This window comes from Aquabacterium fontiphilum (assembly GCF_009909205.1).
Taxonomy (GTDB): Bacteria; Pseudomonadota; Gammaproteobacteria; order Burkholderiales; family Burkholderiaceae_C; genus Aquabacterium; species Aquabacterium fontiphilum.
Map to the genome: position 1 here is coordinate 47,830 of NZ_JAAAPN010000011.1, position 23,311 is coordinate 71,140.

The following is a 23,311-nucleotide window of genomic DNA, read 5'->3' on the forward strand; positions in this document are numbered from 1 at the left end:
TGACAAAGCGCCGGCCGTGCAGAGCACGGTCCGGACGCTCGGGTTGCAGCCAGGCTGCAAACGGTGGATTAGAAACGGAAGTGCGAGAAGGCCTTGTTGGCTTCGGCCATGCGGTGCACTTCGTCGCGCTTCTTCATGGCGCCGCCGCGGCCTTCAGCGGCCTCGAGCAGTTCGTTGGCCAGACGCTGGGCCATCGACTTCTCCGAGCGCTTGCGCGACGATTCCTTCAGCCAGCGCATGGCCAGGGCCACGCGACGGGAGGGGCGAACTTCAACGGGAACCTGGTAGTTCGCACCGCCCACGCGGCGGGACTTCACTTCCACGACGGGCTTCACATTGTTCAGCGCGGTGTGGAACACCTCCAGCGGATCCTTGCCAGCCTTGGTCTCGACCTGCTCCAGGGCGCCATAGATGATGCGCTCTGCAACGGCCTTCTTGCCGGATTCCATGATCACGTTCATGAACTTGGACAGCTCGACCGATCCGAACTTCGGATCGGGCAGGATTTCACGCTTGGGTACTTCGCGACGACGAGGCATTTCGATTCCTTTCAATGCTTCAGTTGATGCGGGCGGGTTCGCGGACCCTTGACGATTGCTCGCTTGCCTGCATCCGGAGCCTGATCACCAGACCCCACTTACTCGGTTCTGTCCGGACCATTCCGGCAGAGCCGCCACCTCGGCCTTCTCTCCGCCAGCCTGCCACTTTCTGATGACACGCCGATGAAGGGGACCGACTCTTGTTCTCTTCAGGCCGATCAGGCCTTCTTCGGACGCTTGGCGCCGTACTTCGAACGGGCTTGCTTGCGGTCCTTGACGCCTTGCAGGTCAAGCGAACCACGCACGATGTGGTAACGCACACCGGGCAAGTCCTTCACACGGCCGCCGCGAACCAGCACGACGCTGTGTTCTTGCAGGTTGTGGCCTTCACCGCCGATGTACGAGATGACCTCGAAACCGTTGGTCAGGCGCACCTTGGCGACCTTACGCAGCGCGGAGTTCGGCTTCTTGGGGGTGGTGGTGTACACGCGGGTGCACACGCCACGGCGCTGCGGGCAGTTCTGCATCGCAGGCGACTTCGACTTCGTGACCTCGACCTGACGGCCGTGGCGCACGAGTTGGTTGATGGTTGGCATATTGATTCCGTTTGGTTCCCGTTGAATGAATACCTGGCGACGAGGACACCGCTGCGGCCGCTGCTATGCGGCAGCCCCTGAGACGTCTTCGCCAGCGTTACCAGGCTCACACACCCTTTCGCCCCACCGCCTGACCGCGCCAAGCTCTGACAACGCACCCTGACAAGACGCCAGCGCACACAAAGCCCCGCACAAAAGCCCGCCGGGAAAGCGAAAAGCCTTCCATTGTACCGCCGTGGATCCGAGCTGCGCAAGCCTCGGTTGCTTCGCTGCTTTTTTCGCCGCTTGAAACGCCACGGGCAAGCCCGCCTAGGTGTTTCCCTCACACCCATTTGCGGTGATGTCACGCCCCGCATCCTTCCGCTACAGTCCGTCACATCATCCAACAAGTCTGCTGCCCGTTCATCGGCCGAGGAGGTTCGTCGTGTCCCTGTTCAAACAAACCGCTGCCGTGATGGCGCTGGCCGCCCCCCTGGCCGCCTACGCCACCACCCCGTCCAACACCATCGAGTTCGGTTTCACCCGCCTGTTCGATCAGGTCAGCGTGGCGCCGACATTCGTGTCGGGCGACCTGGGCGTGACCGTGCGCGGCTACAACAGCAGCAACCAGCAGAAGGATGTGAGCATTGGCCTGAAGGGCATTGGCGTGACCAGTGGCTTCCTGGAAGCCGGTGAGATCAACAGCAGCCTGTTCAACAGCCCCGGCGAGTACATCACGCTGACCTTCAACAAGGAAGTGCAGCTGACCAAGCTCACCTTCGCGCTGTGGGAAGACGGCTTCGACAAGGCCATCCTGAGCTGGAACGGCAACAGCATGGAGCTGTTCAAGGGCAACACCGGCATCCTGTTCGACACGTTCAGCCTGTCGGGCGTGACCGGCACGACCTTCAAGATCCAGGCAACCGGCGCCTTTTCGTCGTTCCGCCTGGAGGGCCTGAGCGCTGTGGCCGCCATCCCGGAGCCCTCGACCTACGCCTTGATGGGCCTGGGCCTGGTCGGCATTGCCGCCGCCGCCCGTCGCCAGCGTCGCGGCGCCTGAGCCTTCGGCGCCGCTGAGGCCTTGGGCCTCACCCAGCAAAAAGGCCCCTCACGGGGCCTTTTTTGTTTGCATCCGGCAAGACTGGCTCAGCGGGCCACGATGCGCGTGATCGCCTGGGCGCCACGCAAGCCCAGCCAGGTGCTGGTGGCCACCACAGCTGCGCCCAACCAGCCAGAGGCCTCGGGCACGTTGTGCATCAGGGCGAGCATCAGGATGACGCCGGTGACAAAGCCCACCATCACGCCGGCCTTGTCCAGATCCAGCGGCAGGGACTGCGAACGAACTTCAATTTGGGTTGCGACGTTGGCCATGGTGCCCTCCAGTCAGTGAATGCACGCAGTATAGGGAAAACCCGGCGAGTTAGGGGAAAACCCTTGTAACACAATGTGTTTCATGGACAGCCATGACCAACGCTTCGTGCCCGATTCCTTTCTGACCCTCTACCGTGGACCTGCGGGGCGGCTTCGGATCGACGGCGGTACCTTGATGGCGCGCTACGAACTGTGTGAGGACATGGCGCAGATGCTGTGCCCCACGGCGCAAGGTCTGTGCGCTCAGGTGGGTGCGGACGCCAACGAAGCTGCCGCCCATCTGGTGCGCGTCGCGTCAGGCGAAGCTGACACCCTCTCCGAAGCGGAATGGGACTGGGTCCGCCAGCGCCTGGCCGAACTCGCGGCATCTTAGGATGCGCCCACGCAACCCTCGCGCGCCCGCCATGTCGTCTGGCCACACCGCCCCGCTCCATCCGTCTGCCGACTCTGCGAGCCCTCGGTCCCGTCTGAGCAGGTGGCGCCAGCCGAGGTTTCGCCTTGGCGCCTGGGCCGTCATGGTCGCGATGGCGGCCACTTCCGCCCAGGCGACCCCTGCCGGTCAACTGCTGTGCGAGCTCCGGTATGGCAGCGACACACAGCGCTTGCGCGTGGCGCCGACCACTTCGCCTTACGACGCCCCGCTGACCCCGGTGGCAGACCGCTTTGCGTTCCGTGCGGTGGTGCGCGAGCGGGAGGGGCGCGTGGACCACATCGCGCTGGCGGTCTATGACCTGACGCTGCCCGAGTCGCCCGTGATGCTGAGTCAGACGCACCACGCGCCGCCTTTTGGTGGCGGCGCGCAGGTGCCAGCCCTGACCGGCTGGCAGGAAGTGCACGCCAGTGGCCTGGGGCGCCACATGCGTTATGGCTGTGCCTGGGATGGGGCGCCCGGCGCGGCGCGCGCGCCCGCCGCACGGCCGCCCCACGTGCGCAAAGCGGCCCACGAGGTGCGCGCCAGTGAAACGGTCACCCTGGCCTTCATGGGGGACGTGATGCTGGCCGATGGCCCGGGCCGGGCCGTGCGTCGGGGCGTCGACCCGTTTGCGCACATCGCCCCCCTGTGGCGGGATGCCGACGCGCGCATCGCCAACCTTGAATGCGTGGTGTCCGACAGAGGGCAGCCCATGGCGGACAAGCCCTACACGTTTCGCGCTCACCCACGTGTGATGCCCCTGCTGAAGCGCCATCTGGATGTGGTCTCGCTGGCCAACAACCACGCAGGCGATTACGGTCGTGCGGCCTTCTCCGACATGCTGGCGCGCCTCAAGCGCGCGGGGGTGGCCCATGTGGGCGGCGGGCGGACCTTACGCGAGGCGCACGCGCCCCACATCATCGAACGCAAGGGGCTGCGGATTGCCCTGCTGGCGTACAACGAAATGTTCCCCCGGCACTTTGAAGCCGGCCCGGCGCATCCGGGTCAGGCCTGGAGCGACGACGCCTCGGTGCTGGCCGACATCGAGGACGCACGGCGGGTACACGGGGCCGACCTGGTGATCCCCTTCATGCATTGGGGCGAGGAGCACCGGGCCACAGCCAATGACCGTCAGCGCGAGCTGGCCCGGCGCATGATTGACGCGGGCGCGGATGCGGTGGTGGGCACCCATCCGCATGTGGTGCAGGACACCGAGACCTACCTGGGCCGCCCCATCATCTACAGCCTGGGCAACCTGATCTTTGACGGATTCAGCGACGCGGACAACAACACCGGCTGGGTGCTGCGTCTGCGCATGGACCGCAACGGGGTGGTCGACTGGGATACCCATACCGTCCACATGGACCGCGAGGGCATTCCGCGCCCCGCCCGCCCATGAAAAAACGCCAGGGGCGTGAGCCACCTGGCGTCCATGGAATCGGGTAACGGGTCGGGGCGTTGCCGCCCGCCCGTCTGGCCGTGCTTACTCGGCCTGGCTGCCCTCGGAAGACTCCGCCGCGTCGGTGGCGTCGTCGAGCGCGGCCAGCTCCATCGCTGCACGCTCTTGCGCCTCCTGCATGGCGATGGCGCGACGCTCGGTGTCGTCCATCTCTTCCTTGGCCTTGCGAGCCTGGTGGAAGGCCATGCCGGTACCGGCAGGGATCAGACGACCCACGATGACGTTTTCCTTCAGGCCGCGCAGCTCGTCGCGCTTGCCCATGATGGCAGCCTCGGTGAGCACGCGGGTCGTTTCCTGGAAGGAAGCGGCCGAAATGAAGGAGTCGGTCGACAGCGAGGCCTTGGTGATGCCCAGCAGCACATCGCTGTGCGTGGCGATCATCTTGCCCTCGGCGCGCAGGCGGTCGTTGGTGTCCAGCAGCTCCGAACGCTCGACCTGTTCGCCAGCAATGTAAGACGAGTCGCCCGGGTTGACGATCTGCACGCGACGCAGCATCTGGCGAACGATCACCTGGATGTGCTTGTCGTTGATCTTCACGCCCTGCAGACGGTAGACGTCCTGCACCTCGTCGACGATGTAGCGCGCCAGCTCTTCGATGCCCAGCAGGCGCAGGATGTCCTGCGGGTCGGCCGGACCGTCGACGATGAGTTCGCCCTTGTTGACCACCTGGCCTTCGTGGACCAGGATGTTCTTCTCCTTCGGGACCAGCTCTTCCCAGACCTTGCCGTCCGGATCGGTGATCTGCAGGCGAACCTTGCCCTTCGTCTCCTTGCCGAACGACACGGTGCCGGTGATCTCGGCCAGTGCGCCCTTGTCCTTGGGCGAACGGGCTTCGAACAGCTCGGCCACACGCGGCAGACCGCCGGTGATGTCGCGGGTCTTCTGGCCTTCGATGGGGATGCGGGCCAACACTTCACCGGGCGACAGCTGTTGGCCATCGCGGATCTGGATCAGCGCGCCGACCTGGAAGCCGATGGTCACGGCGTGGTCGGTGCCCGGGATCTTCACTTCCTGACCATTGGCGTCCAGCAGCTTGACCTGCGGACGCACCACCTTGGCGGCGCCTCGGCGCTTGGGGTCGATCACGACCAGCGTCGACAGGCCGGTGACCTCGTCGACCTGCTTGGCCACGGTCACGCCTTCTTCGACGTTCTCGAAGCGGGCCTGGCCGGCGAACTCGGTGATGATCGGACGGGTCAGCGGATCCCAGGTGGCCAGCACCAGGCCCGCCTTGACCTGCTGGTCGGCCTTGACGTTGAGCGTGGCGCCATAAGGCACCTTATGGCGCTCGCGCTCACGGCCGTGCGGGTCGGTGATCACAATTTCACCCGAACGGGCAATCACGACCAGTTCACCCTTGCCATTGGTCACGTAGCGCATCGTGGCGTTGAAGCCGATGATGCCGTCTGACTTGGCTTCCACGCTGGAGGCGATGGCGGCGCGCGACGCGGCACCACCGATGTGGAAGGTCCGCATGGTCAGCTGCGTGCCCGGTTCACCAATGGACTGCGCGGCGATCACGCCCACGGCCTCACCGGCGTTGACCAAGCCACCACGGCCGAGGTCGCGGCCATAGCACTTGGCGCACAGGCCGTAGCGCGTGGCGCAGGTCAGCGGCGTGCGGACCTTGACTTCGTCGACGCCAGCGGCCTCGAGCACGTCCAGCGTGTCTTCGTCCAGCATCTGACCGGCGGCCACCAGGACCTCCTGGGTCTCGGGGTGCAGCACGTCGATCGCAGGCACGCGACCCAGGATGCGGTCGCGCAGCGATTCGATGACTTCACCACCTTCGACCAGCGCGCGCGTGGCGATGCCCTGATCGGTGCCGCAATCGTCTTCGGTCACGACCAGATCCTGCGTCACGTCGACCAGACGACGGGTCAGGTAGCCGGAGTTCGCGGTCTTCAACGCCGTGTCGGCCAGACCCTTACGGGCGCCGTGGGTGGAGATGAAGTACTGCAGCACGTTCAGACCTTCACGGAAGTTCGCCGTGATGGGGGTCTCGATGATGGAGCCGTCAGGCTTGGCCATCAGGCCGCGCATACCGGCCAGCTGGCGGATCTGGGCCGCGCTACCGCGGGCACCGGAGTCGGCCATCATGTAGATCGAGTTGAACGACTCTTGATCGACTTCGTTGCCGTGGCGGTCGATGGTCTTTTGCTTGGACAGCTGCGACATCATGACCTTGCCGACTTCGTCGCCGGTCTTGCCCCAGATGTCCACGACCTTGTTGTAGCGCTCGCCCGCGGTCACCAGACCGGAGACGTACTGCTGCTCGATCTCCTTGACTTCCTTCTCGGCGCGCTCGATCAGCTCGTACTTCTGCTTCGGCACCAGCATGTCGTCGATGCCGATCGAGATGCCGGCGCGCGTGGCCAGACGGAAGCCGTTCTGCAGCAGCTTGTCTGCGAACACCACGGTGTCCTTCAGACCGCACTTGCGGAACGAGGTGTTGATCAGCTTGGAGATTTCCTTCTTCTTGAGCGCCTTGTTGATGTTCGCAAAAGGCAGGCCCTTGGGCAGGATCTCCGACAGCAGGGCGCGACCGACGGTGGTCTCGACCAGCTTGGTCTCGGGCGTGAACTCACCGGTGAGCTTGTCCTTGACCCACTCGGTCAGGCGCACGTTCACCTTGGCAGTGATCTCGACCACGCCGTTGTCCAGCGCACGCTGCACTTCGGCGATGTCGGCGAAGACCATGCCTTCACCCTTGCCGTTGATGCGCTCGCGGGTCGCGTAGTACAGGCCCAGCACCACGTCTTGCGACGGCACGATGGAGGGCTCGCCGTTGGCCGGGAACAGCACGTTGTTGGAGGCCAGCATCAGGGTGCGGGCTTCCATCTGCGCTTCGATCGACAGCGGCACGTGAACGGCCATCTGGTCACCGTCGAAGTCGGCGTTGAAGGCCGCGCAGACCAGCGGGTGCAGCTGGATGGCCTTGCCTTCGATCAGCACGGGCTCGAAGGCCTGGATGCCGAGGCGGTGCAGGGTGGGCGCGCGGTTCAGCAGAACCGGGTGCTCCTTGATGACCTCTTCCAGGATGTCCCACACCACCGGGGTGCCGGATTCGACTTCCTTCTTCGCGGCCTTGATGGTGGTCGCAATGCCCATGGCCTCGAGGCGCGAGAAGATGAAGGGCTTGAACAGCTCCAGCGCCATCAGCTTGGGCAGACCGCACTGGTGCAGCTTGAGGGTCGGGCCCACGGTGATCACGGAACGACCGGAGTAGTCGACGCGCTTGCCCAGCAGGTTCTGACGGAAGCGACCGCTCTTGCCCTTGATCATGTCGGCCAGCGACTTCAGGGCACGCTTGTTGGCGCCCGTCATGGCCTTGCCACGGCGGCCGTTGTCCAGCAGCGAGTCCACGGCCTCTTGCAGCATGCGCTTTTCGTTGCGCACGATGATCTCAGGGGCCTTGAGCTCGAGCAGGCGGGCCAGACGGTTGTTCCGGTTGATGACGCGGCGATACAGGTCGTTCAGATCGGAGGTCGCGAAGCGGCCACCATCCAGCGGCACCAGCGGACGCAGGTCCGGCGGCAGCACGGGCAGCACCTCCATGACCATCCAGTTGGGCTTGATGCCGGACTTCTTGAACGCTTCCATCACCTTCAGGCGCTTGGCGTTCTTCTTGATCTTGAGCTCGGAGCCGGTCATGTCGTTGCGGATCTTGTCGATCTCAACGTCCAGGTCCATCTCGGCCAGCAGCTTCTGGATGCCTTCGGCACCCATCAGCGCTTCGAACTCGTCGCCGTATTCCAGGCGCTTGGCGTCGTAGTCGTCCTCGGACATGATGCTGAACTTCTTCAGCGGGGTCATGCCGGGGTCCACCACCACGTAGGCTTCGAAGTACAGCACGCGTTCGATGTCGCGCAGCGTCATGTCGAGCACCAGGCCCAGACGCGACGGCAGCGACTTCAGGAACCAGATGTGCGCGCAGGGCGCGGCCAGTTCGATGTGGCCCATGCGGTCACGGCGAACCTTGGTCTGGGTCACTTCGACGCCGCACTTCTCGCAGATCACGCCGCGGTGCTTCAAGCGCTTGTACTTGCCGCACAGGCACTCGTAGTCCTTGATCGGGCCGAAGATCTTGGCGCAGAACAGGCCGTCACGCTCGGGCTTGAACGTGCGGTAGTTGATGGTCTCAGGCTTCTTGACTTCACCGAACGACCAGCTGCGGATCTTCTCCGGCGAAGCGAGGCCGATCTTGATGGCATCGAAATGCTCATCAGGGGTGAATTGCTTGAACAGGTCCAGCAAACCTTTCATGGGGCGCTCCTATTCCTTGAATCAGTTACGTTCCAGTTCAATGTCGATGCCCAAGGAACGGATTTCCTTGACCAGGACGTTGAACGATTCGGGCATGCCGGCGTCGATGGAGTGCTCGCCCTTGACGATGTTCTCGTAGACCTTGGTACGGCCATTGACGTCGTCGGACTTGACGGTGAGCATTTCCTGCAGCACGTAGGCGGCACCATAGGCCTCCAGCGCCCACACTTCCATTTCACCGAAGCGCTGACCACCGAACTGAGCCTTACCACCCAGCGGCTGCTGCGTGACGAGCGAGTACGGGCCGGTCGAGCGAGCGTGCATCTTGTCGTCGACCAAGTGGTGCAGCTTGAGCACGTGCATGTAGCCGACGGTCACGGGGCGCTCGAACGCATCGCCGGTGCGGCCGTCGTACAGCGTGGCTTGGGTGCGGGTTGGCGTCAGACCCTTGGCCTTGGCAATGTCGGCCGGGTAGGCCAGCTGCAGCATGCCGCGGATCTCTTCTTCCTTGGCGCCGTCGAACACCGGGGTGGCGAAGGTCATGCCCTTGGACAGGTTCTGGGCCATCGAGATGACCTGGTCGTCCGTCAGGCTGTCGACGTCTTCGCGCTTGCCGCCAGACTGGTTGTACAGCTGGTCCATGAACTTGCGCAGCTCGGCCACGGCGGCTTCGCGCTGCAGCATGTCGCCGATGCGCTGACCGATGCCCTTGGCGGCCCAGCCCAGGTGAACCTCGAGCACCTGACCCACGTTCATCCGCGAGGGCACGCCCAGCGGGTTCAGCACGATGTCGCAGGGCGTGCCGTCGGCCATGTAGGGCATGTCTTCGACCGGAACGATCTTGGACACCACACCCTTGTTGCCGTGACGGCCGGCCATCTTGTCGCCTGGCTGCAGGCGACGCTTGACGGCCAGGTGAACCTTGACCATCTTCAACACGCCAGCGGGCAGCTCGTCGCCTTGCGTGAGCTTCTTGCGCTTTTCTTCAAAAGCCAGGTCGAAGCTGTGGCGCGTCTGCTCCAGCGAGTTCTTGATGCTTTCGAGCTGGTTGGCCAGTTCTTCGTCCGCCGGGCGGATGTCGAACCAGTGGAACTTCTCGACCGAGGCCAGGTAAGCCTCGTCCAGGGTCGTGCCCTTGGCCAGCTTGTTGGGGCCACCGTTGGCCACCTTGCCGATCAGCAGCTTCTTGATCCGATCGAAGGCGTCGGCTTCCACAATGCGCAACTGGTCGTTGAGGTCCAGGCGGAAGCGCTTGAGCTCGTCGTCGATGATCTGCTGGGCGCGCTTGTCACGCTGGATGCCTTCACGGGTGAAGACCTGCACGTCAATCACCGTACCGCTCGTGCCTTGATCCACACGCAGCGAGGTGTCCTTCACGTCGGAGGCCTTCTCGCCGAAGATCGCGCGCAGCAGCTTCTCTTCCGGCGTCAGCGTGGTCTCGCCCTTGGGCGTGACCTTGCCGACCAGCACGTCGCCGGGGCCGACTTCCGCACCGATGTAGACGATGCCGGACTCGTCCAGACGAGCCAGCTGGTTCTCGGACAGGTTGGGGATGTCGCGGGTGATTTCTTCGGAGCCCAGCTTGGTGTCGCGGGCCATCACCACCAGTTCCTCGATGTGGATCGAGGTGTAGCGGTCATCGGCCACCACGCGTTCGGAGATCAGGATCGAGTCTTCGAAGTTGTAGCCGTTCCAGGGCATGAAGGCCACAAGCATGTTCTGACCCAGGGCGAGTTCGCCCAGGTCGGTCGATGCGCCGTCGGCCACCACGTCACCCTTGGCCACCACATCGCCACGCTGCACGATGGGGCGCTGGTGGATGTTGGTGTTCTGGTTGGAACGCTGGTACTTGATCAGGTTGTAGATGTCGACACCGACTTCACCGGCCACGGTTTCGTCGTCGTTGACACGGATCACCACGCGGTTGGTGTCGACATAGTCCACCACACCGCCGCGCTTGGCGGTCACCACGGTGCCCGAGTCGACCGCCGCCACACGCTCCACGCCCGTGCCCACGAAGGCCTTTTCGGGACGCAGGGTCGGCACAGCCTGACGCTGCATGTTGGCGCCCATCAGCGCGCGGTTCGCGTCATCGTGCTCCAGGAAGGGCACGAGCGAAGCGGCCACCGACACGATCTGGGTCGGCGCGACGTCCATGTACTGGATGCGTTCGGGGCTGGTCAGCACCGATTCGCCATGCTCACGGGCCGACACGAGCTCGTCGGACAGGCGGCCTTCAGCATCCAGGGATGCGTTGGCCTGGGCGATGATGTACTTGCCTTCTTCGATGGCCGACAGGTAGTCGATCTGCATCGTGACCTTGCCGTCCACCACGCGACGGTAAGGCGTTTCCAGGAAGCCGTACTCGTTGAGCTGTGCGTACAGGGCCAGCGAGTTGATCAGGCCGATGTTCGGGCCTTCCGGCGTTTCGATCGGGCAGACGCGGCCGTAGTGGGTCGGGTGCACGTCGCGCACCTCGAAGCCGGCGCGCTCACGGGTCAGACCGCCCGGGCCCAGGGCAGAGACACGACGCTTGTGCGTGATCTCGGACAGGGGGTTGGTCTGGTCCATGAACTGCGACAGCTGCGATGCACCGAAGAACTCCTTCAGCGCCGCAGAAATCGGCTTGGAGTTGATCAGGTCATGCGGCATCAGGGCTTCGGTCTCAGCCTGGCCCAGACGCTCCTTCACGGCCTTCTCGATGCGGGCCAGACCCGAGCGGAACTGGTTCTCGGCCAGTTCGCCCACGCAGCGCACGCGACGGTTACCCAGGTGATCGATGTCGTCCACTTCGCCGCGGCCATTGCGCAGCTCGACGAGGATCTTGACCACGGCCAGGATGTCGTCATTCGACAGGGTCATGGGCCCGGTGGCTTCGTCGCGGCCCACGCGGGCGTTGAACTTCATGCGGCCCACGCGAGACAGGTCGTACGTGTCTTCGCTGTAGAACAGGCGCTGGAACAGGGCCTGCACGGCGTCTTCGGTCGGCGGCTCGCCAGGGCGCATCATGCGGTAGATGGCCACACGCGCGGCCAGCTCGTCGGCCGTTTCGTCGGTGGCCAGGGTCTGGCTGATGTAGCCGCCTTGGTCCAGCTCGTTCGTGTAGAGGATCTCCAGGTCCTTGATGCCGGCGGCACGCAGCTTCTTCAGCAGCGACTCGGTCAGCTCTTCGTTGGCCTTGGCGATGATCTCGCCGGTGTCGGGGTCGACTTGGTTCTTCGCCAGCACACGGCCCAGCAGGAAGTCCTCGGGCACGCTGAGGTGCGTGGTGCCGGATTGCTCGAGCTGGCGGGTGTGGCGCGCGGTGATGCGCTTGTCCTTCTCGACGACAACGGCGCCCGACTTGTCGGTGATGTCGAAGCGGGCGATTTCACCCTTGAAGCGCTCGGGCACGAAGGCCAGCTGGGCGCCGGCATCCATGAGCTTGACGTGATCGAACTGGAAGAAGGTTTCCAGGATCTGCTCATTGTTCATGCCGATGGCCTTCAGCAGGGTCGTCACCGGCATCTTGCGGCGACGGTCCACGCGGAAGTACAGCAGGTCCTTCGGGTCGAATTCGAAGTCCAGCCAGGAGCCACGGTAAGGGATGATGCGGGCGCTGAACAGCAGCTTGCCCGACGAGTGGGTCTTGCCCTTGTCGTGTTCGAAGAACACGCCTGGCGAACGGTGGAGCTGCGACACGATGACGCGCTCGGTGCCGTTGATGATGAAGGAGCCGTTGTCGGTCATCAGGGGCACTTCGCCCATGTAGACCTCTTGCTCCTTGACCTCCTTGACAACCTTGGACTGGCTGGTCGAGGTCTCGCGGTCATAGATGATCATCTGCAGGCGGGCACGTACGGCCGCTGCAAAGGTCAGGCCCCGAAGCTGACACTCACGCTCATCGAACGCCGGACGGGCGATGTTGAACTCGATGAACTTCATTTCGACGAAGCCATTGTGCGAAACAATGGGGAACGCCGACAGGAAGGCGGCCTGCAGGCCTTCGGGCTTGCGCTGCTGGGGCGGGACGTCCTTTTGCAGGAAGGCAACGTACGAGTCCTTCTGCATCGTCAGCAGATAGGGCACGTTCAGCACGCTGCCGCGCTTGCCGAAGCTCTTGCGGATCCGCTTGCGCTCGGTGTAGCTGTAGGGGGTTGCTTGCGCCATAAACTCTCCGTTTCGGGCACCCATGCGGTGCACCGTTTCGAATGCAGCCCGCTCCCTGGCCGTGGTCGGGGGCTGTTGTTCGGCGACTGGCCAGTCGGACATTGCATCCGAGGCTTGGTGGTTGGCCACTACCAACCGCTGGCTGACAACCCGCAGGCGGCGATGCGTTGTTGACGCACGCGCTCACGGGCTCGACCAAACCGGTTCTCCGCAGTCGGTTCAGAGAACACTCGAAAAGCCCTCCAGTGTACTACCAGCGGGCTTTGCGGGTGCTCTCAGGGTTTTCATTCCCTGAAAAGCCGAAAGCTGCCCCCTTGCGAGGGCAGCCATCTGACTCGGCGATGCCGATGGTCGACCCCTCGCAGGGTCGACCCCGGAATCACTTGAGTTCGGCCTTGGCGCCGGCTTCCACCAGCTTCTTGACGGCAGCTTCGGCGTCGGCCTTGGCCACGCCTTCCTTGACGTTCTTGGGAGCGCCGTCGACCAGGTCCTTGGCTTCCTTCAGGCCCAGGCCGGTGATTTCGCGCACGGCCTTGATGACGCCGACCTTGTTGGCGCCAGCGTCGGTCAGGACGACGTTGAACTCGGTCTTCTCTTCAGCGGCCGGAGCGGCAGCGCCACCGCCAGCAGCGGGGGCAGCCATGGCGGCTGCGGACACGCCGAACTTCTCTTCGATGGCCTTGACCAGCTCGTTGAGTTCCATCACGGACATGCTGTCCAGGGCGGTCAGGAATGCGTCTTTATCGAATGCCATTTTGGGTTCCTAAATATCGTTGAATCAGTTGAATGCGGATGAGCGCGGGCGATCAAGCGGCGGGGGCTTCGGCCTCTGCAGGCGCGGCGGCGCCGCCACCCTTCTGCTCGGACACGGCAGCCAGCACGCGGGCCAGACCCGACACCGGCGAGTTCAGCAGGCCGCACAGTTGGGCCAGCAGCACTTCCTTGCTCGGGATCGAGGCCAGGGACTTCACGCCATTGGCGTCCAGTGCCTTGCCAGCGTAGGCGCCAGCCTTGATGACCAGCTTGTCGTTGGTCTTGGCGAAATCGGCGATCACCTTGGCAGCTGCCACGGCATCTTCCGAGAAACCATAGATCAACGGGCCGCTCATGCTCTCGACAGCGACCTCAAAGGACGTGCCGGCCACAGCGCGGCGGGCCAGGGTGTTCTTCAGCACGTGAAGATACACACCTTGCTCGCGCGCGTTCTTGCGCAGCTGGTCCAGTTGGGCCACCGTGAGTCCGCGGTACTCAGCCAGAGCAAGCGTCTGTGCCTTGCCCGCCTGGGCAGCCACTTCCGCAATGACGGCTTCTTTTTCGTTGCGATTGAGACTCAAGGTCTACTCCTTCAAACATGCCTCTTGGCAGACGCCCCATCGGGAGCGGTGCCGCCAGGCACACCCAGTTTCAGCGACCTCTGCCTCCGGAACCCGCCCGACCCGAGTCGAGCGACAACCAGTACAGCGGGTACGCCATCTGCGTAGGCTGGGGTATTAAGCCGGCCGGACGGTACAGCATGTCCGGCTGACGCCTACGGTCTTGGATGACCTGCCACCTTGCGGTGACAGCCCACCAATTCGATCCGGATGACGCGCCAGACTCGCGCGCCACCGGCTGCCGCAGACCCGACGGGCCCGCAGCAGGTGTTCACAATCAGGCGGTGATGCTGTTCACATCGACGCGCACGCCCACACCCATGGTGGACGAGACGGCAACCTTGCGCAGGTACACGCCCTTGCTCGATGCCGGCTTGGCCTTGTTCAGGGCATCCAGCAGCGCAGCCAGGTTGCCCTTGAGCTTGTCGGATTCGAACGAACGCAGACCGATGGTGCCGTGGATGATGCCGGCCTTGTCGACGCGGAACTGGACCTGGCCAGCCTTGGCGTTCTTCACAGCGGTGGCGACATCGGGCGTGACGGTGCCAACCTTGGGGTTGGGCATCAGGCCGCGGGGACCCAGGATCTGACCCAGCGTACCCACCACGCGCATCGTGTCGGGCGAAGCGATCACGACGTCGAAGTTGATGTTGCCGGCCTTGATCTGCTCGGCCAGGTCTTCCATGCCGACGACGTCCGCACCCGCGGCCTTGGCTTCTTCCGCCTTGGCGCCCTGGGCAAACACGGCCACGCGCTTGGTCTTGCCGGTGCCATTGGGCATCACGACGGCGCCACGCACCACCTGGTCCGACTTCTTGGCGTCCACGCCCAGCTGCACGGCCACGTCGATGGATTCATCAAACTTGGCAGTCGCGCATTCCTTGACGAGGCTCAGCGCTTCTTCGATGGCGTACAGCTTGGTGCTGTCAACCTTGCCCTGCAGGGCCTTTTGCTTCTTGGTCAGCTTAGGCATCTCAGACACCCTCCACGATGATGCCCATCGAACGGGCCGAACCGGCGATGGTGCGCACAGCGGCGTCCAGATCGGCGGCGGTCAGGTCCTTCTGCTTGGTCTTGGCGATCTCTTCGAGCTGCGCACGGGTCAGCTTGCCGACCTTGTCAGCCTGCGGACGGGCCGAGCCCTTGTCGATCTTGGCAGCCTTCTTCAGCAGCACGGTGGCCGGCGGCGTCTTGAGGATGAAGGTGAAGGACTTGTCTGCGTAGGCGGTGATCACCACGGGCAGAACCAGACCGGGTTCCATGCCTTGGGTCTGGGCGTTGAACGCCTTGCAGAACTCCATGATATTCAGACCACGCTGACCCAGCGCGGGACCGACGGGCGGCGACGGGTTCGCCTTGCCAGCCGGGATTTGCAGCTTGATGAAGCCGACAATCTTCTTGGCCATGTTTTCTCCTTGAACCACCCCGACGGCCTGTCGATGATGGTCGAGTGCTAACGCCGTACTGGGTTCGCCTGTCCGGTCGGACCGACGCGCTGTTCGGGCTCCTCATGCCGCACCTGACGCGGGCGGCTGCAGCGGCTTTCCGATCAGAACACCGCGCGCCCCAGTCCAGGACGCCGCGTATTTCAGGGCGGAAAAGCAAAAGCCGATCATTGTAGTCGCGAAGCACGTTGCTTGGCAAGCCCGTGACAGCCCGAGGCCTTCACCCCTGCGGCAGTGCGTCTTTTGCTCCCGGCCTTTCCACCACCGCAGCCACGTACTAACCTGCCATCACATCCTTGACCTGACACAAGAAAACGGAGAGGAGATGGCGCATGGATCTGTCTTTGCCTGCGTCGTCCACGGATGACCGCGCAGACGTCTTGGCCCAGGCCTTCGACGCAGCGCCCAACGGTTTCGTGCTGATTTCCGAGGACGGCACCATCGCGGCGGTCAATCAGGAGCTGTGCCGCATGTTCGGACACGATGCGGACAGCCTTGTCGGGCATTCGGTAGACGGCCTGCTGCCGCAGGCTTTGCGTACCCTGCATGCCGCGCATCGGCGCGCGTTCATGGCCGCGCCCAGTCGTCGGCGCATGGGTGAGGGCCGTGTGCTCAACGGCCAGCACGCCCTGGGGCATGTCTTTCCGGTCGAGATCGGCCTGACGCCGCTGGTGACGCAGGCCGGCGACCGCATGGTGCTGGCGTCGGTCGTGGACGTCAGCGACCGGCATGATCTGGCGCTGGCCTTCCAGGGGCTCTTCGACGCGTCGCCCTATGGCCTGATGCTGGTCGACGACAACGGCGTGATCGTTCAGAGCAATCCGGCACTGGGCGCGGCGCTCGGCCATGCGCCTGAGGCGCTGCGCGGGCAGCCGCTGAGCCAACTGGTGCCGGAGCGCTACCAGGCCCAGCATACCGGGCTGATGCAGGGCTACACCCGCACCGGCGGCGCGCGGATGATGGGCCAGGGCCGGGACCTCACGGCACTGCATGCAGACGGGACCGAGGTCGCAGTCGAGATCGGGCTGAACCGGGTGCGCTGGCAAGGGCGTGTGATGACGCTGGCAGTCGTGACCGACATCAGCGCCCGCAAGCGGCTGGAGGCCGACCTGAAGCAGGCCAACGCCGACCTGCAGGAGTTTTCGTACGTTGCCTCACACGACTTGCGCTCCCCGCTGCGCAGCATTGCCGACCTGGTCGACTGGATCAATCAGGATCTGGCCGACGGCAGGCTCGACGATGTGCGCCGCAATCTCGGCCGGGTTTCGCCGCGCATCCAGCGCATGGAGTCGCTCATCGACGACCTGCTGCGCTACGCCCGGGCCGGCAAGACAGACAGCGACTACCGCGCCGTCTCGCTGCCGGCCGTCGTGGCCGAGATCCTCGAGTTGCAGCCACTGCCGCCCCACTTCACGCTGGACACCTCGGCCCTGGACGGGCGCACCTTCCAGGCGGTGCGCACCCCCCTGGCCACAGTGCTGCGCAACCTGCTGGGCAATGCGGTCAAGCACCATGACCGCGATGTCGGCCTCATCCGGATGGCCGCCCACGGGGATGGCAGCCACATGCTCATCACCGTCACAGACGATGGCCCGGGGGTGCCGCCGCAGGCGTCGCGCCGGATCTTCCAGCTGTTCCAGACGCTGTCGTCGAGCCGGCGGGGGGAAACCTCCGGCATCGGGCTGGCGCTTTGCAAGCGCATGACCGAGACGCACGGGGGCCGCATCGACGTGGTCTCACCGGTCGCCGACGGGCGAGGTGCCCAGTTCCGGGTCTGGTGGCCGATGTATCCAAGGAGAACCAATGATGACTGACTCTGCCCCCCTGCACGTCCTGCTGGTCGAGGACGACGACGTGGCAGCAGAGGCTGTGATGCGCAGCATGCGGCGCGCTGGCATTCCCTGCCCCATCACCTGGGTAGAGGACGGCCAGGCCGCCCTGGACGTGCTGCGCAACGAGGACGCGCAGCGTCAGGCCCCGCGTCCACGCCTGATCCTGCTGGACCTCAACATGCCCAGGATGAACGGCTTCGAGTTTCTGGAGGCTGTCCGCGCCGATCCACGCCTTCATGAAGAGATCATCTTTGTGCTCACGACGTCCAGCGCGGACGCCGATCGCAGCCGCGCCTATGACGGAAACGTGGCGGGCTACATGATCAAGTCGGCCGTGGGCCCGCAGTTTGCCAAGCTGACCCAACTGCTGGCCGGGTATCGAAGCGCCGTACAACTGCCATGACCGCCTCCGCCGACGCCCGCGCGCTGCAGATCCTCATCATCGACGACGATGATGTCGACCGGGAGCGCGTGCGTCGCTGCCTGCACAGCTGCCCCTTGAGCACGCACACCATGGAGGCCGAGTCGGGCAACGAGGCGATGCGCATTCTGCGCAGCCAGGCGGTCGACTGCGTGCTGCTGGACAACAGCCTGGGCGACACCACCGGTTCGGCCCTGCTGCGGGCGATCCGCGAGCTGACCTCGTACAACGGGCCCATCATCATGGTGACAGGCGCGGGCAGCGAGTCTCTGGTGGTCGAGGCCATGCAGGAGGGGGCGGCAGACTACGTGCCCAAGGTGCAGCTGGATGCCGAGCGCCTGACCCAGGCCATCCTGCGCAGCCTGCGGCTGCAGGAGACGCGAAAGGCCAGGGAGGCCGATGCCCGCCAGCTCGCCCACCGGTTCGCCGAGCAACAACGCGCCCTGCAGCAACTCGACCGGACGCTGCAGGACATCCTGGACCACACGCCCAACGCGATCGCCTACTGGGATCGCAGCGGGCACATCCGCTTCGGCAACGGCGCCCACCAGGCCTGGTTCGGCATCCCCCCGCAGCTCCTGGCCCACATGACCGTGCAGACGCTGCTGGGGCCGACACTCCACGCCATACATGCACCCCACATCGAACGGGCGCTGCAGGGCGAGCCCCAGCAGTTCGAGCACGTCATTCCCGCGCAGGACGGGCGCCCGCAACGCGTGGCGCGGGTGGAGTACCGGCCGGACAAGGACGAGCTAGGCCACACGCAAGGCTTTTACGTGAGTTGGTCCGACCTCACCGAGCTGGCGCAGGCGCGTGATGCCGCACAGGAGAGCGCGCGCCTCAAGAGCGCCTTTCTGGCCAACATGAGCCACGAGATCCGCACCCCCATGAACGCCATCCTGGGCCTGCTCCGGCTGACACTGGACAAGCCGCTGGCGGGCGATGTGGAAGGCGACATCGCCCGCGCGCACGAAGCGGCGATGGCGCTCATGGGCATCCTCGATGACATCCTCGATCACTCGCGGCTGGAGGCCGGTCAGCTGCGGGTGGACCCGCAGACCCTGGTGATCGACGAGCTCATCCGCCGGTCGGTCGACCTGTTCTCAGGACGCATGGCCCAGAAGGGCCTGAGCTTTCACGTCGACATTGCCGCCCAGGTGCCCCCGGCGGTCTTGGCCGATGGGCTGCGCTTGTCCCAGGTGCTCAACAACCTGCTGGGCAACGCCGTGAAGTTCACCACGCAGGGGGAGGTGACGCTGTCGGTGCGGCCCGGGAGCATGCCCGATGGCCTGCGCTTCGAGGTCGGCGACACCGGGCCGGGCATCGCACCGGCCCGGCGGGCCGCCTTGTTCTCGGCCTTCACCCAGGAAGACGCCTCCATCACGCGACGATACGGTGGCAGCGGGCTGGGCCTGTCCATCTGCCGCAGCCTCGTCACACTGATGGGCGGCGAGATTGGTCTGGACAGCGTGGTCGGCCGCGGCAGCGTGTTCTGGTTCGACGTGCCGCTGCCTGCGTGCGCCCCACCCGGACCCTTGACCGCGCCCCTTGACGCCCGAGGCGTGGTCTTGTGGAGCCCCCTGGCGCAGCCGCCCGACCTGTGGCGCCGGCTGCCCGCGCTGTCGACGGAACAGTGGCAAACCGCCCGACACGCAACCGAGGTCGAAGCCGCGCTGTTGCGCCCCGCCCCCGCCGTTGAAGCGCTGGTGATCGACTGGCGCGGGGATGCCGACGGCCTGGCCGACGCGTTGCGGCCTTTGCGCAGTCGGATGCTGGCGGCAGGCCGCCCTTGGCCCGGCGTGCTGCTTGTGTGCGAAGGGCACCAGCGCGAACGCATGCTGTCGACCGTCGATGCGCTGGGGCCGATCCGCCAGCTGAGCCACCCGGTGATGGGCAGCGTGTTGCTGCAGGCGCTCCAGCAGGTCCATGACGCCCTTCGCCCGCCCAGCCGACGTGTCGACCCCCCGTCTCCGTGGGTGGCCGGCCAGCGCCTGAAAGGCAGACGACTGCTGCTCGTCGAAGACAATGCACTCAACCAGATGGTTGCCCAGGCCTTTCTGCAGCAGGTCGATGTGGACGTCACCACCGTCGCAGACGGCGCAGAGGCTGTGGACACGGTGCTGCACGCTCGACCGGGCCACTTCGACGCCATCCTGATGGACATGCACATGCCGGTGATGGATGGACTGGAGGCCACGCGGCGGATCCGGGCACAACCTGCCTGGCAGAAGACCCCCATCATCGCCATGACGGCCGCGGTGCTGCAGGACGACCGGGCTAGTTGCGAAGAAGCCGGCATGCGCGACATCATTGCCAAGCCCATCATCGCCGAACGCCTCATCGAGACCTTGCTGAAGTGGATTCCACCCCGCGCAGGGGAATGATGCACCGCCGCGCTGCGCAAGAGCGTGAAAGACAAAGGGCTCCCTGAAGGAGCCCTGTTTCAGACGGGATACGCTCCCGGACGGCGGTCTCAGATCTTCTCGACCTGATGGAAATCGAGTTCGACCGGCGTGGCACGCCCGAAGATGGTGACCGACACGCGCAGCTTGGACTTGTCGTAGTTGACCTCCTCGATGCTGCCGTTGAAGTCGGTGAACGGGCCTTCCTTGACACGCACGACTTCGCCCACTTCCCACTCGACCTTGGGCCGGGGCTTCTCGATGCCTTCCTGCATCTGGTTGACGATCTTCATGACCTCGTCTTCCGAGATGGGGGAAGGACGGTTGCGGGCGCCCCCCACAAAACCGGTGACCTTGGATGTGTTCTTCACCAAGTGCCAGGTGTCGTCGGACATGACCATCTCGACCAGCACATAGCCCGGGAAGAAACGGCGTTCGGTGACAGACTTCTTGCCGTTCTTGACCTCGACCACCTCTTCGGTGGGCACGAGGATACGGCCGAACTGGCTTTGCATGCCGGCGCGCTCGATGCGCTCGCGCAGGTTGCGCTCGACGGCCTTCTCCATGCCGGAATAGGCATGCACCACGTACCAGCGCAGCGGTGCGGTGGTGGGGGTGGTTTGAGCGTCGCTCATGGGGTCAACCTCGCTTGGTAATCGGGAAAGGGATCACTTCCAGCCCAGGATCAGGCTGTAGAGCACCCACTCCAGGGATTTATCGGTCAGCCACAGGAACAGCGCCATGACCACCACGAAGGCGAACACGTACAAGGTCATCTGCGTGGCCTCCTGACGGGCAGGCCAGACCACCTTGCGCAGTTCCTTGGTCGCGTCCTGACCAAAGGCAATCAATTCCTTGCCCTGGGCAGACGTGAAGAACACGCCCACCGCTGCTGCCATCAGGGCGAGCAGCGCCAGCACGCGCAGCCACAGGTCCTGCTTGCCCAGCAGATAGAAGACGGCCACCGCGCCGACGACCAGAAGACCAGCCGCGGCCAGCTTGGCCTTGTCGGCACCGGAAGTGACGGTTTCAATTTGCGGTGAGGACATGGGGAGAACTTTGAGGCAGCAAAGCCCGCAAGCCTGATGGGCTCTGCGGGCTGCTGTGAACACAGCGAACGGTCAACAGGTGGCAGGGGCAGAGGGAATCGAACCCCCAACCTTCGGTTTTGGAGACCGACGCTCTGCCAATTGAGCTATACCCCTGCTGAAAACCGTTGTCGACGATCAGTCGAGGATCTTGGCAACCACGCCGGCGCCGACGGTGCGGCCGCCTTCGCGGATGGCGAAGCGCAGACCTTCTTCCATGGCGATCGGGGCGATCAGCTTGACGGTGATCGACACGTTGTCACCCGGCATCACCATTTCCTTGTCGGCCGGCAGCTCGATCGAGCCGGTCACGTCGGTGGTGCGGAAGTAGAACTGCGGACGGTAGTTGTTGAAGAACGGCGTGTGACGGCCGCCTTCGTCCTTGCTCAGCACGTAGATCTCGCCCGTGAAGTGCGTGTGCGGGGTGATCGAACCCGGCTTGCACAGCACCTGACCACGCTCGACGTCTTCACGCTTGGTGCCGCGCAGCAGGATGCCCACGTTGTCGCCAGCTTGACCTTGGTCCAGCAGCTTGCGGAACATTTCCACGCCCGTGCAGGTGGTCTTCTGCGTGGCCTTGATGCCGACGATTTCGATTTCTTCGCCAACCTTGATCACGCCGCGCTCGATACGGCCGGTCACCACGGTGCCGCGGCCCGAGATCGAGAACACGTCTTCCACAGGCATCAGGAAGGTGCCGTCCACAGCGCGCTCAGGCGTGGGGATGTAGGTGTCCAGTGCTTCGGCCAGCTTCATGATGGCCTGCTCGCCCAGCTCGCCCTTGTCGCCTTCCAGCGCCAGCTTGGCCGAACCCTTGATGATCGGGGTGTCGTCGCCAGGGAAGTCGTACTTGCTCAGCAGCTCGCGCACTTCCATTTCCACCAGCTCCAGCAGCTCGGCGTCGTCCACCATGTCAGCCTTGTTCAGGAAGACGATGATGTAGGGCACGCCCACCTGGCGGCTCAGCAGGATGTGCTCACGCGTCTGGGGCATCGGGCCGTCAGCGGCCGAGCACACCAGAATGGCGCCGTCCATCTGGGCGGCACCCGTGATCATGTTCTTCACGTAGTCGGCGTGGCCGGGGCAGTCCACGTGAGCGTAGTGACGGTTGGCCGTCTCGTACTCAACGTGTGCGGTGTTGATGGTGATGCCACGGGCCTTTTCTTCAGGCGCTGCGTCGATCTGGTCGTACGCCTTGGCTTCGCCGCCGAACTTCGAGGCCAGCACGGTCGCGATCGCAGCCGTCAGCGTGGTCTTGCCGTGGTCAACGTGACCGATCGTGCCCACGTTCACGTGCGGCTTGGTCCGTTCAAACTTGCCTTTTGCCATGTTTCTCGCTCCTAGCGATCCTGAAGTGAGCCGAATGAAAAGAAAGGTGTGTGGTGCCCATGGGCAGGATCGAACTGCCGACCTCTCCCTTACCAAGGGAGTGCTCTACCACTGAGCCACATGGGCATCGACACGGGTTTGAACGCCGACGTCTTGCAAGATGCTCGCGAGACGCTCAAACCGGTGTCGACCAGGTGCTGCGCACCCTGATGCGAAGACCGCGACTCTACCACACGGAATGTGTCAGGACCTTGACCTCTGGAGCGGGAGACGGGAATCGAACCCGCGTCATTAGCTTGGAAGGCTAAGGTTCTACCATTGAACTACTCCCGCCCGGGAGTGATCCACATTCCAGATTTCGCGAGATGCCCAGCGCACGCGCGCTGGGCATCCGACGACAATCGGGTTTGCCTGGTGGAGGAGGCTGGATTCGAACCAGCGTAGGCGTAAGCCAACAGATTTACAGTCTGCCCCCTTTAGCCACTCGGGCACCCCTCCAAGGCAAGCCCTAGACTTTAGCACAGCTTTTTTCGCAAACACAACGCTCCTTCGCTCATGTGTGTGTTTCTCACCGCAGCGCGGGTGATTTCGGCTACGAAACACCTGCGTCAGCAGGGATACTCGCGTTGAACGGCGGGCGCGGTTGGCGG

18 protein-coding genes and 4 tRNA genes are annotated in these 23,311 nt (G+C 64.4%); 6 read left to right on the forward strand and 16 right to left on the reverse strand.

Annotated features, from left to right (window positions below; all coding sequences use genetic code 11):
• Positions 1–68: 68 nt before the first annotated feature.
• The gene (gene rpsG / locus GTZ97_RS13320; protein WP_161651140.1) at positions 69–539 is read right to left on the reverse strand and encodes a 30S ribosomal protein S7; all 471 of its coding nucleotides are present in this window, start codon (positions 537–539) and stop codon (positions 69–71) included.
• A 218-nt stretch (positions 540–757) separates the two neighbouring features.
• Positions 758–1,135, reverse strand: a complete 378-nt coding sequence (gene rpsL / locus GTZ97_RS13325; RefSeq protein ID WP_022979311.1) for a 30S ribosomal protein S12 — start codon at positions 1,133–1,135, stop codon at positions 758–760.
• A 424-nt stretch (positions 1,136–1,559) separates the two neighbouring features.
• Between rpsL and GTZ97_RS13330 the strand changes: the two genes are divergently transcribed.
• The gene (locus GTZ97_RS13330) at positions 1,560–2,174 is read left to right on the forward strand and encodes a PEP-CTERM sorting domain-containing protein (RefSeq protein WP_330863614.1); all 615 of its coding nucleotides are present in this window, start codon (positions 1,560–1,562) and stop codon (positions 2,172–2,174) included.
• An 86-nt stretch (positions 2,175–2,260) separates the two neighbouring features.
• On the opposite strand, the gene GTZ97_RS13335 is transcribed toward GTZ97_RS13330, so the two are convergent.
• Entirely contained in the window at positions 2,261–2,485 is a 225-nt protein-coding gene (locus tag GTZ97_RS13335) for a hypothetical protein (protein WP_161651141.1), read from the reverse strand.
• 82 nt (positions 2,486–2,567) lie between these two features.
• On the opposite strand from GTZ97_RS13335, the gene GTZ97_RS13340 reads away from it, so the two are divergent.
• Entirely contained in the window at positions 2,568–2,858 is a 291-nt protein-coding gene (locus tag GTZ97_RS13340) for an ATPase with chaperone activity (protein ID WP_161651142.1), read from the forward strand.
• A gap of 151 nt (positions 2,859–3,009) precedes the next feature.
• A complete protein-coding gene (locus tag GTZ97_RS13345) occupies positions 3,010–4,296 on the forward strand; it encodes a CapA family protein (protein ID WP_236651220.1) in 1,287 nt (428 codons plus the stop codon).
• A gap of 84 nt (positions 4,297–4,380) precedes the next feature.
• Here the strand turns inward: GTZ97_RS13345 and rpoC are convergent, their stop codons facing one another.
• The 6 genes from rpoC to rplK all read right to left on the reverse strand — a co-directional run bounded on the left by rpoC (position 4,381) and on the right by rplK (position 15,550).
• Positions 4,381–8,622, reverse strand: a complete 4,242-nt coding sequence (gene rpoC, locus GTZ97_RS13350; RefSeq protein ID WP_161651143.1) for a DNA-directed RNA polymerase subunit beta' — start codon at positions 8,620–8,622, stop codon at positions 4,381–4,383.
• 21 nt (positions 8,623–8,643) lie between these two features.
• On the reverse strand, positions 8,644–12,771 hold the full coding sequence (gene rpoB / locus GTZ97_RS13355; RefSeq protein WP_161651144.1) for a DNA-directed RNA polymerase subunit beta: 4,128 nt from the start codon (positions 12,769–12,771) through the stop codon (positions 8,644–8,646).
• Between the two features lie 379 nt (positions 12,772–13,150).
• Positions 13,151–13,525 (reverse strand): 50S ribosomal protein L7/L12, encoded by a 375-nt coding sequence (gene rplL, locus GTZ97_RS13360; RefSeq protein WP_161651145.1) that lies wholly within the window; start codon positions 13,523–13,525, stop codon positions 13,151–13,153.
• 52 nt (positions 13,526–13,577) lie between these two features.
• Positions 13,578–14,105 carry a 50S ribosomal protein L10 gene (rplJ, locus tag GTZ97_RS13365; RefSeq protein ID WP_161651146.1) on the reverse strand — a complete coding sequence of 176 codons (528 nt, stop codon included), beginning with the start codon at positions 14,103–14,105 and terminating at the stop codon, positions 13,578–13,580.
• Between the two features lie 316 nt (positions 14,106–14,421).
• A complete protein-coding gene (gene rplA / locus GTZ97_RS13370) occupies positions 14,422–15,117 on the reverse strand; it encodes a 50S ribosomal protein L1 (RefSeq protein ID WP_161651147.1) in 696 nt (231 codons plus the stop codon).
• Between the two features lies 1 nt (position 15,118).
• Entirely contained in the window at positions 15,119–15,550 is a 432-nt protein-coding gene (gene rplK, locus GTZ97_RS13375) for a 50S ribosomal protein L11 (RefSeq protein WP_161651148.1), read from the reverse strand.
• A gap of 371 nt (positions 15,551–15,921) precedes the next feature.
• Between rplK and GTZ97_RS13380 the strand changes: the two genes are divergently transcribed.
• Genes GTZ97_RS13380 through GTZ97_RS13390 form a run of 3 tightly spaced genes read left to right on the forward strand, consistent with a single transcriptional unit; the run spans position 15,922 to position 20,226 of the window.
• Complete coding sequence (locus GTZ97_RS13380) at positions 15,922–17,403, forward strand: sensor histidine kinase (RefSeq protein WP_161651149.1); 1,482 nt, start codon at positions 15,922–15,924, stop codon at positions 17,401–17,403.
• Complete coding sequence (locus GTZ97_RS13385) at positions 17,396–17,824, forward strand: response regulator (RefSeq protein WP_201748289.1); 429 nt, start codon at positions 17,396–17,398, stop codon at positions 17,822–17,824. Before GTZ97_RS13380 ends, GTZ97_RS13385 begins: the two co-directional genes overlap by 8 nt.
• Positions 17,821–20,226, forward strand: a complete 2,406-nt coding sequence (locus GTZ97_RS13390) for a response regulator (protein ID WP_161651151.1) — start codon at positions 17,821–17,823, stop codon at positions 20,224–20,226. The genes GTZ97_RS13385 and GTZ97_RS13390 overlap by 4 nt, the downstream gene beginning before the upstream one ends.
• Before the next feature lie 89 nt (positions 20,227–20,315).
• Here the strand turns inward: GTZ97_RS13390 and nusG are convergent, their stop codons facing one another.
• The 7 genes from nusG to GTZ97_RS13425 all read right to left on the reverse strand — a co-directional run bounded on the left by nusG (position 20,316) and on the right by GTZ97_RS13425 (position 23,159).
• Positions 20,316–20,879 carry a transcription termination/antitermination protein NusG gene (nusG, locus tag GTZ97_RS13395; RefSeq protein WP_161651152.1) on the reverse strand — a complete coding sequence of 188 codons (564 nt, stop codon included), beginning with the start codon at positions 20,877–20,879 and terminating at the stop codon, positions 20,316–20,318.
• A 33-nt stretch (positions 20,880–20,912) separates the two neighbouring features.
• Entirely contained in the window at positions 20,913–21,293 is a 381-nt protein-coding gene (gene secE / locus GTZ97_RS13400) for a preprotein translocase subunit SecE (protein ID WP_161651153.1), read from the reverse strand.
• A gap of 80 nt (positions 21,294–21,373) precedes the next feature.
• A tRNA-Trp gene (locus tag GTZ97_RS13405) sits at positions 21,374–21,449 on the reverse strand.
• A 21-nt stretch (positions 21,450–21,470) separates the two neighbouring features.
• Complete coding sequence (tuf, locus tag GTZ97_RS13410; RefSeq protein WP_161651138.1) at positions 21,471–22,661, reverse strand: elongation factor Tu; 1,191 nt, start codon at positions 22,659–22,661, stop codon at positions 21,471–21,473.
• A 51-nt stretch (positions 22,662–22,712) separates the two neighbouring features.
• Positions 22,713–22,787, reverse strand: a tRNA-Thr gene (locus tag GTZ97_RS13415).
• A 133-nt stretch (positions 22,788–22,920) separates the two neighbouring features.
• Positions 22,921–22,994, reverse strand: a tRNA-Gly gene (locus GTZ97_RS13420).
• Positions 22,995–23,073: 79 nt separating this feature from the next.
• Positions 23,074–23,159, reverse strand: a tRNA-Tyr gene (locus GTZ97_RS13425).
• Positions 23,160–23,311 lie beyond the last annotated feature (152 nt).

What these genes read in the sequence shown, in the direction of transcription:
- rpsL (WP_022979311.1), bottom strand. Translation starts at nt 1,135, where the DNA reads ATGCCAACCATCAACCAACTCGTGCGCCACGGCCGTCAGGTCGAGGTC.
- rpsG (WP_161651140.1), bottom strand. Translation starts at nt 539, where the DNA reads ATGCCTCGTCGTCGCGAAGTACCCAAGCGTGAAATCCTGCCCGATCCG.
- GTZ97_RS13380 (WP_161651149.1), top strand. Translation starts at nt 15,922, where the DNA reads ATGGATCTGTCTTTGCCTGCGTCGTCCACGGATGACCGCGCAGACGTC.
- secE (WP_161651153.1), bottom strand. Translation starts at nt 21,293, where the DNA reads ATGTCCTCACCGCAAATTGAAACCGTCACTTCCGGTGCCGACAAGGCC.
- GTZ97_RS13340 (WP_161651142.1), top strand. Translation starts at nt 2,568, where the DNA reads ATGGACAGCCATGACCAACGCTTCGTGCCCGATTCCTTTCTGACCCTC.
- rplL (WP_161651145.1), bottom strand. Translation starts at nt 13,525, where the DNA reads ATGGCATTCGATAAAGACGCATTCCTGACCGCCCTGGACAGCATGTCC.
- tuf (WP_161651138.1), bottom strand. Translation starts at nt 22,661, where the DNA reads ATGGCAAAAGGCAAGTTTGAACGGACCAAGCCGCACGTGAACGTGGGC.
- rpoB (WP_161651144.1), bottom strand. Translation starts at nt 12,771, where the DNA reads ATGGCGCAAGCAACCCCCTACAGCTACACCGAGCGCAAGCGGATCCGC.
- nusG (WP_161651152.1), bottom strand. Translation starts at nt 20,879, where the DNA reads ATGAGCGACGCTCAAACCACCCCCACCACCGCACCGCTGCGCTGGTAC.
- GTZ97_RS13345 (WP_236651220.1), top strand. Translation starts at nt 3,010, where the DNA reads ATGGCGGCCACTTCCGCCCAGGCGACCCCTGCCGGTCAACTGCTGTGC.
- rpoC (WP_161651143.1), bottom strand. Translation starts at nt 8,622, where the DNA reads ATGAAAGGTTTGCTGGACCTGTTCAAGCAATTCACCCCTGATGAGCAT.
- GTZ97_RS13385 (WP_201748289.1), top strand. Translation starts at nt 17,396, where the DNA reads ATGACTGACTCTGCCCCCCTGCACGTCCTGCTGGTCGAGGACGACGAC.
- rplA (WP_161651147.1), bottom strand. Translation starts at nt 15,117, where the DNA reads ATGCCTAAGCTGACCAAGAAGCAAAAGGCCCTGCAGGGCAAGGTTGAC.
- GTZ97_RS13390 (WP_161651151.1), top strand. Translation starts at nt 17,821, where the DNA reads ATGACCGCCTCCGCCGACGCCCGCGCGCTGCAGATCCTCATCATCGAC.
- GTZ97_RS13335 (WP_161651141.1), bottom strand. Translation starts at nt 2,485, where the DNA reads ATGGCCAACGTCGCAACCCAAATTGAAGTTCGTTCGCAGTCCCTGCCG.
- rplK (WP_161651148.1), bottom strand. Translation starts at nt 15,550, where the DNA reads ATGGCCAAGAAGATTGTCGGCTTCATCAAGCTGCAAATCCCGGCTGGC.